Here is a 6,979-nt window from a genome sequence, read left to right as displayed (position 1 = left end):
GGGTGTTCGCGGTGTCTGGCAGCGGCGGCCTAACAATGCGTTCAAGCCGAAGCCGCTTCGCGGCTCGGCTTAACTTAGGTGTTAGCTTGCATGGCCACAGACTTCGCAGTCGCCTACTTTTTTCTGCCGGTGCTGATTGGCATCGGCGTTCTCGTTTTCCTTGCCGTTGCCGGAGGCAAGCGTCCGCCATCTTCAGCGCTTTTCCTTGGACTAGGTCGCAAGCGCCTTGCGTTTGGGTACTTGGGCGCGCTGATCACTCTACTGATCTATTGTGCAATCGACTCATACTTTCTTGGACGCACAAAGGTCTCACTTGGGCACGTAAGCGCCGCGGAGGCTCATCAGCTTCTTCTCGGTTGGACTCTCTATCTTTTTATCCTCACGACACCATTCGTAGTGTTTTTTCTTACTGCAGTCGGCTTGCCGGCGCTTGCTGGACTGCGTCGCATAGGATTCGTCTCATTGGCTGGTTGCGTTGCTGTCAGCCAGTTAGTCGCGGTAATACTCTCAATCTGGCCCGCTGTAGCCCCTTACAATCAATGGTGCGCCACTCACCGGTGGCAATGTGTCGGTGGCTCCCTCAGCTCGGCGGCAATTTTGGGGGCCACAATAGCTATCGGGTTTGCACTGGCCGCACGTCTACCTTTGGTGCGCCGCAGTGCAAGCTAACAATGCGTTCAAGCCGAAATTGCATCGCTACGCCAGCCACATGGCAGAAAAAGCCTGCCATGTGCCCGGCTACGCGCTGCAATTCGGCTTAACTTGAGCTTTAGGGCGCTATGAAAATTATCAGTCATCTGACCTGGCTCTTTCTCCTCATTGCTGGTGTCTGCTCGGCTCAGTCCGTTGCAGAGCAGCAGGACGCTCGCGTCGTTGAGAATCTTGTTGCGGCCGGATCGGACATCTCAAAACCTCACAGCATTGACTTCTTCATGTTCCTTCCGAGCAAGTCAAAGGCCAAGGCTGCAGCCGCTGAGATTGAACAGCTTGGTTACACCATTGCGTCACTAGATCGCCCACCTGGGCAGTCGCAATGGCAGATTCATGCGACCCGCGTGATGGCACCTCAACTTGAGGCAATGACTGCCACCACGCGCACTCTTGAGGCCGTAGCTGCCAAGCATGGCGGTGACTATGATGGCTGGGGTACGGGCGTGGTCGAGTAGCGCCCTAACAATTCATTCAAGCCGACACCGCTTCGCGGCGCGGCTTAATTCAGGCGTTAGGCGCTTAGAAGCATCGCAGTAGCGGCAATTCTGGGTTCCTGTAGCAACCGGTCACTTTGCGACCGGGCGATCTTTCGCTGGTGCAGCCCGCACGCGCGGTGAGTGTTGGCGTCGGGTTATTTCGGCTTCGGCTGTTCTGGTGCTTCGGACCCATACCTCGCTTTGACCAAGCGCGGCTTCGGGCGGGAGTCAGATCGCTGCAGTTCGGCCACGCGACCAAGGTGCTCTGCGTCAGCAGCTTCTCTGTTCACGGCGGCGTGTTGTTCCAGGCAAGCCCGTCAATAGCTTCGGCCTGGCCTCGGGTGCGTAACGTCCTCGGCTTCGGCTACAGTTGCGCCTAACAATTCATTCAAGCCGACACCGCTTCGCGGCGCGGCTTAATTCAGGCGTTAGAGCCCAGAAGATGCATCTTCGCGCTGCCCTGCTGCTGATGGTTCTGACAAGTTGCTCAAACGTCGAGCCGCCGAGCGTGTCTCCCTTGTCAGTGGGAGATGCGGAGCATTCGTTACGTGCGTTCAACGGAAAGCTGCTTGGCGCTGATCGCGGTGAGTTCACCGGCTACCTGGCCTACCAAGATCAAAGCGGTAAGGTCACAGCACTTCTTAGAGAGAATGTGCATGGCATCGTCGAGAACAGGGAAGGCATCTTTGTCCTAACCGGGCTGGCTCATCTAGGGACAAACGATGGTTACCTATACAAGGTTTCGGCCGGTTCAAACGGCCAAATTCAGGCATCACAGCTCGGCTACCTTCCCGGCGCGCCAAGCCATGTCCAGCACAACGCAGATGGTTCGATCACGTTCCTGATCTACATGGGCTACCGCGGCAACGAAAGACACTACCAGTGTCACTCGCTTGTTGGCTCGGTTGTTTCGTACTCAAATAACTGTGACCCACCAATTGGTCTACGCTCTAACAATTCGTTCAAGCCGACGCCGCTTCGCGGCGCGGCTTAACTCAGACGTTAGGCGTCAATGGCAGCATTTCGCAAGCTCATATCCACAAGCTCATTCATTCTGGTTGCCGCCGGCATCTCTGCGGTTGCTGCGGGCATCCTCTTTACGTTTCCCACGGATCCGCTCATCTGGCAGGCGGCTACATGGACTCTCTTGGCAGCGCTGATTGGGCTGTTCGTGCTCGTCCTTTTCACGGGCTATCTTCTCGCTACGGACCGAGCTGCAAGGACGTGGCAGCGCATCGCATCATTCCTGCTCGGCCTAGCGTGTCTCGTGCCGGTTGCCGTCGGCCTGCTGTAGGTCGCACACTTGCCGGCGGGGTGAGATGGGGCAGGCGCGGGTTGGCGCCTAACAATGCGTTCAAGCCGAAACCGCTTCGTTACGCAAACCACATGGCAGGAAGAGCTTGCCATGTGGTTCGCTCCACTACGCGGTTCGGCTTAACTTAGGTGTTAGGCGTTGTTTCCCGCACTGTCGTTGCCGGGTTCCAGGCAATCTGTAGCGCCTCGCTTATCCGCAGCGTTTGCACCTCGCACGCGCGGTGCAGGTATCGGCAGTAAGCCCTGCAGCAGCTCGGCTCCGGACAGGCGCGACTCTCCGCAAGAGTTGACCGGCCGAGTCGGCTTCGGACGGGGCGCAGTGAGAGCTCTTGGCCGCGCGAGTCGAGTGTTCTGCTTGTGGCCCCGGCAAATGCCAGCCTCAGGCCGCTCGGCCAGACTTGTTGTACTGTTCGGCTCAGGGGTTGGGCTGTCGCAAGGTCGGGCGCAAGCTCGGCGTGCAGCGGCCTAACAAGTCGTTCAAGCCGAAGCCGCTTCGTTACGCAAAACACATGGCAGGTAAAGCTTGCCGTGTGTTTCGCTTCACTACGCGTCTCGGCTTAACTCTGGCGTTAGGCCTCATGTTCAAGTTCATCGCAATCTTGATCTACATGTCCAGCATCATCGCGGTGCTCGTTGTTGGCGGCCTCGTGTCGGCTGTCCTGGTTCTGTACCCTGCCGCACACTTGAGTTCGTTCGGTCCAGTGGTCCCGGCCATAGCGCAGGTCCACGCGGGCTGGCTTCCTGCTGTACAGCCCGTCACGTGGGCGGTCGCAACGGCGTCGGCTGCGGCGGGCCTGCTCATGTGGCGCTCGCGGCGCCCCGCCAGCGGCAAGATCCAAACGGCTTTGCTCATAGCGGCCGTAAACTACTTCTTGGCTCTGTTCTTCACCGCGACTCTTCTAGTGGCGTACTTCTACTTGCCAAAGGTCGCAAATGCGGCCTAACAATTCATTCAAGCCGACACCGCTTCGCGGCGCGGCTTAATTCAGGCGTTAGGCCCGCACGGAGACTCATGAGCAATCCCTACAGAGCACCAGCAACACGCGTCGTGTCGCCAAGCCCGTCTAGACGTGATTGGCTGCAACTCGTCCTTTCGCTACTGATAGCTGCCTTCTGCGTGCTGCAGTTTCTAGGTATGTTGTTTGCGGTGCTGCAAGTCGTGTCTGAAATGGGACTCAGACAAGCACCGCTCGTGACGTTACTCGCCATGCTAGTGCTACCGTTCTCCCTGTTCCTCGGCGGCGTCTTTTTGGCGTTTGGCCGTAAGCTAGCCGCTCTATCGTTCGCTACCTATATCGGTCTCTACCTCATCGAGATGGGTTTGCGAGATTCATTTGGCGACGTACTGACCGTGCTCCTGGGTGTATTGTTTCTAGCGTACTCAATGTGGCTATGGAAACTCGGAAAACTTGGCGGCTGGCCTAACAATTCGTTCAAGCCGAACCTGCTTCGCTCCACCAACAACATGGCAGATTGAGCTTGCCATGTTGTTGGCTCCGCTACGCACGTCGGCTTAACTCAAGCGTTAGGCGCGTCAAAGCTAGAGCTAAAGCGGTTCGCGGCTTCGGTGACATCTGGTGGCCATTCGACCCCGATTGCCGCGGGCTTCGGGCGGCCGGCTTCGGTCACTCCTCTGTATGCGCACTCAAGCATCGCATCGGTTCGCTCGTCGGCTTCGGTTGCCGCGTGCGGCGCGTGGACGCGGACACATTGCCGGCCCAGCGGGTGTGGCTTCGGGGAGTTCGCTGCTGACAGTTCGCGGGGTGCGCACGGCTGTCCAGGCTTCGGTTCAAGCGGCCTTGTCCGCGCTTCACTTCCGCGCGATGATCGCGCCTAACAATTCGTTCAAGCCGAACGCGCTTCGCTACACCAACAACATGGCAGGTAGAGCTTGCCATGTTGTTGGCTCCGCTACGCACGTCGGCTTAACTCAAGCGTTAGGCCGCTAATGAAGATTCGTCACATCTTGTGGATCACTGCTGGCTTAGTCGGTGCGGTTGTAGGTGCCACTGGCTCCCGGTCTTTGATCACGGCGCCAGAGGCCGAGAATGCGTCTAATCTTGCCATTCCTGAGCTGCTGCTTTCGGTCGCGTGCTTCCAGCTTATTGCCTGGTTGTTTGCTTTCCTTCTTGGCAAGTATTCTCAGCACCTACTCATTGGTGTTGTGGCTCTCGGGGCGTATGTCGTGGCATGTGCATCGGTGGAGATGATCTTCGGTGTGGTCAACGGCAAAGTCATGCTCTCTTCCTTGGGGGTCTTCCTGTTCGGTTGCGCCATTCTCTTGTCGTGTTTCATCTCAAAGCTGCTCTTCCGTCGTCGCGTTAGCGCGGCCTAACAATTCATTCAAGCCGATGCCGCTTCGCGGCACGGCTTAATTCAGGCGTTAGAGCCCGCACATGAATCCCGCCCTGGACGAAAAGATCACGCACATCGAGAGCTTGCGAGAGCTACACCTGACACACCTCATGGAGATGATGAAAGCTGACGACGGCAAGATCTTCGGGTTGGATCTTCTCGCTCAAGCTGCTTTCAAGCGCTCCATGTCGCTGTGCGCCGGGTTCGCTTGCCTTGTGCGAGCTAATAACTATCTCTGTGCCGCAACACTCGTAAGGTTGCAGCTCGACACATGCTTGCGTTTCTTTGCTGCGTTCATCGTCGAAAGGCCTCACGACTTCGCAAAAAGCGTTCTGGAGGGTGTTCATGTGAGGAACATCAAAGATCGTACCGGGGCCAGAATGACTGACAAGTATCTCGTAGATACCCTTGGCAAGAAGTACGAGTGGATGCCTCGCGTATATGAAGCAACTTCTGGCTTCGTCCATCTATCGGAACGACACATTTTCTCCGTTTGGACGCCTTCTGAAGATGGGAACATCGGTATCGTGATCGGCCCTACAGACGACCACTTCGATGACGATCTCTGGATTGAGATGGCTGATGCTTTTCTTGCATCCACAGATGCATTGTTCGAGTACCTCAAGGGTTGGACGTTTACCAAGCAAAACCCAGAGCTCGTTGCTGAAATAGCGCGCAGAAGCGGGCTCTAACAATGCGCTCAAGCCGACGCCACATCGGGGCGCAAACCATGTGGCAGGTAAAGCTTGCCACATGCTTCACGCCCCGCTGCGGCGCGGCTTAGCTTAGGCGTTAGGCCGCAGTCGGGTGCCGTCGCAAGCATGATCAAGAAGAGCGTGATCGTTTCGGTGCTTGTGGCGTTCGTTGCCTTTGTCGTGCTGTCGCTCGTCCGTGGCGCGCCTTACCTCGAGACACCTCTGCTTGGTGGCTTGCCACTCGGCAATGGATTGGTCGCTTTAGGGCTCTGTGCCCTGGCGGGCCTGGCACTTGTACACAGCATTCGGGGCTCTGCGCTACGCGTCGCCTCTCTCGTCTCGCTACTCGGGGCCGTACTCTGGCTTCCCGTATCAGTCGCCCTCGCGGGTAATCCGCAGCTCAACTTCAGCGGCGGGCGTGGCTCCATATGGCTGGTGCTTAGCGTGGCGGTCTTTGCCGGCTCATGCTCTACTTTGCTCTGGGCGTTGGGGGCAGCGGCGCTAGCCAAGATCCGGGGCGCAGGTGCGGCCTAACAATTCATTCAAGCCGACACCGCTTCGCGGCGCGGCTTAATTCTGGCGTTAGCCGCTGTGAGAGAGAGCTGCGTGGAAACCATTAGCTTCGACGATTTCCTGAAAGTTGAGCTGCGCGTTGGCAGGGTCGTCAGCGCGTCGGTGTTTGCGGAGGCGCGAAAGCCCGCCTATGTCTTGCACGTGGACTTTGGCAAGAACCTTGGCGTCAAGAAGTCCAGCGCACAGATCACGGCGCTCTATCGACCTGAGGAGCTTGTCGGCAAGCTGGTGGTAGCCGTCGTCAACTTCCCTCGCAAGCAGGTAGGCCCTTTAATGTCCGAGTGTCTGGTGACCGGGTTCCATAATGAGCAGGGGGAGGTTGCGCTCTGCGTGCCCGATCAGGCAGTTCCACTTGGTACGAGGCTGCTGTAGTGGCGGCTAACAAGTCATTCAAGCCGATGCCGCTTCGCGGCACGGCTTAATTCTGGTGTTAGGCGCCAATGGCAGAAATGCGCAAGTTCATATCCACAAGCTCACTCATTCTGGTTGCCATTGGCATCTCAGCGGCTGCTGTTGGTGTCCTCGTTACGTTTCCCCCGAATCCGCTTATCTGGCAGGGGGCCACGTGGACACTTGTCGTGGCCTTGGTTGGCCTGCTCGCACTTGTTCTTGTCTCGGGCTATGTTCTGGTGACGGATCGAGTCGCAAGAACGTGGCAGAGAATCGCATCGTTCTCGGTCGGTTTCGTCTGCTTGGCGGCAGTTGCTGTCGGCTCGCTTTAGATCGCACACTTGGGCGGGGCATCGGCCACGGTCGGAACGTCGGTTGGCGCCTAACAATTCATTCAAGCCGACGCCGCTTCGCGGCGCGGCTTAATTCAGGCGTTAGGCCTCAAACACATATGAGCGCGTACTT

At 57.6% G+C, this 6,979-nt stretch carries 9 protein-coding genes; all 9 read left to right on the top strand.

The genetic code is table 11. The annotated features are described in order from the left end of the window. Window positions 1–779: 779 nt before the first annotated feature. The 9 genes from ACW5F0_RS14500 to ACW5F0_RS14460 all read left to right on the top strand — a co-directional run bounded on the left by ACW5F0_RS14500 (window position 780) and on the right by ACW5F0_RS14460 (window position 6,496). A complete protein-coding gene (locus ACW5F0_RS14500) occupies window positions 780–1,166 on the top strand; it encodes a ribonuclease E inhibitor RraB (protein WP_457000012.1) in 387 nt (128 codons plus the stop codon). A gap of 463 nt (window positions 1,167–1,629) precedes the next feature. Further along, a complete protein-coding gene (locus ACW5F0_RS14495) occupies window positions 1,630–2,181 on the top strand; it encodes a hypothetical protein (RefSeq protein ID WP_457000011.1) in 552 nt (183 codons plus the stop codon). A gap of 18 nt (window positions 2,182–2,199) precedes the next feature. After that, window positions 2,200–2,481 (top strand): hypothetical protein, encoded by a 282-nt coding sequence (locus tag ACW5F0_RS14490; protein WP_457000010.1) that lies wholly within the window; start codon window positions 2,200–2,202, stop codon window positions 2,479–2,481. 598 nt (window positions 2,482–3,079) lie between these two features. Continuing rightward, window positions 3,080–3,445 carry a hypothetical protein gene (locus ACW5F0_RS14485; protein WP_456966252.1) on the top strand — a complete coding sequence of 122 codons (366 nt, stop codon included), beginning with the start codon at window positions 3,080–3,082 and terminating at the stop codon, window positions 3,443–3,445. A 68-nt stretch (window positions 3,446–3,513) separates the two neighbouring features. Continuing rightward, window positions 3,514–3,978 carry a hypothetical protein gene (locus tag ACW5F0_RS14480; RefSeq protein ID WP_457000009.1) on the top strand — a complete coding sequence of 155 codons (465 nt, stop codon included), beginning with the start codon at window positions 3,514–3,516 and terminating at the stop codon, window positions 3,976–3,978. A gap of 471 nt (window positions 3,979–4,449) precedes the next feature. Continuing rightward, entirely contained in the window at window positions 4,450–4,836 is a 387-nt protein-coding gene (locus ACW5F0_RS14475; protein WP_457000008.1) for a hypothetical protein, read from the top strand. 61 nt (window positions 4,837–4,897) lie between these two features. Beyond that, window positions 4,898–5,548: a hypothetical protein gene (locus tag ACW5F0_RS14470; protein ID WP_457000007.1), complete on the top strand. Its 651-nt coding sequence runs from the start codon at window positions 4,898–4,900 to the stop codon at window positions 5,546–5,548. 129 nt (window positions 5,549–5,677) lie between these two features. Beyond that, window positions 5,678–6,085 carry a hypothetical protein gene (locus ACW5F0_RS14465; RefSeq protein ID WP_457000006.1) on the top strand — a complete coding sequence of 136 codons (408 nt, stop codon included), beginning with the start codon at window positions 5,678–5,680 and terminating at the stop codon, window positions 6,083–6,085. 72 nt (window positions 6,086–6,157) lie between these two features. Continuing rightward, complete coding sequence (locus ACW5F0_RS14460) at window positions 6,158–6,496, top strand: tRNA-binding protein (RefSeq protein WP_191728689.1); 339 nt, start codon at window positions 6,158–6,160, stop codon at window positions 6,494–6,496. Window positions 6,497–6,979 lie beyond the last annotated feature (483 nt).

It is taken from the genome of Luteimonas sp. A534 (assembly GCF_054072805.1).
The sequence above is the reverse complement of the archived record's forward strand: the minus strand, read 5'-3'. Positions and strand labels throughout refer to the sequence as shown.

What these genes read in the sequence shown, in the direction of transcription:
- ACW5F0_RS14500 (WP_457000012.1), top strand. Translation starts at nt 780, where the DNA reads ATGAAAATTATCAGTCATCTGACCTGGCTCTTTCTCCTCATTGCTGGT.
- ACW5F0_RS14495 (WP_457000011.1), top strand. Translation starts at nt 1,630, where the DNA reads ATGCATCTTCGCGCTGCCCTGCTGCTGATGGTTCTGACAAGTTGCTCA.
- ACW5F0_RS14490 (WP_457000010.1), top strand. Translation starts at nt 2,200, where the DNA reads ATGGCAGCATTTCGCAAGCTCATATCCACAAGCTCATTCATTCTGGTT.
- ACW5F0_RS14485 (WP_456966252.1), top strand. Translation starts at nt 3,080, where the DNA reads ATGTTCAAGTTCATCGCAATCTTGATCTACATGTCCAGCATCATCGCG.
- ACW5F0_RS14480 (WP_457000009.1), top strand. Translation starts at nt 3,514, where the DNA reads ATGAGCAATCCCTACAGAGCACCAGCAACACGCGTCGTGTCGCCAAGC.
- ACW5F0_RS14475 (WP_457000008.1), top strand. Translation starts at nt 4,450, where the DNA reads ATGAAGATTCGTCACATCTTGTGGATCACTGCTGGCTTAGTCGGTGCG.
- ACW5F0_RS14470 (WP_457000007.1), top strand. Translation starts at nt 4,898, where the DNA reads ATGAATCCCGCCCTGGACGAAAAGATCACGCACATCGAGAGCTTGCGA.
- ACW5F0_RS14465 (WP_457000006.1), top strand. Translation starts at nt 5,678, where the DNA reads ATGATCAAGAAGAGCGTGATCGTTTCGGTGCTTGTGGCGTTCGTTGCC.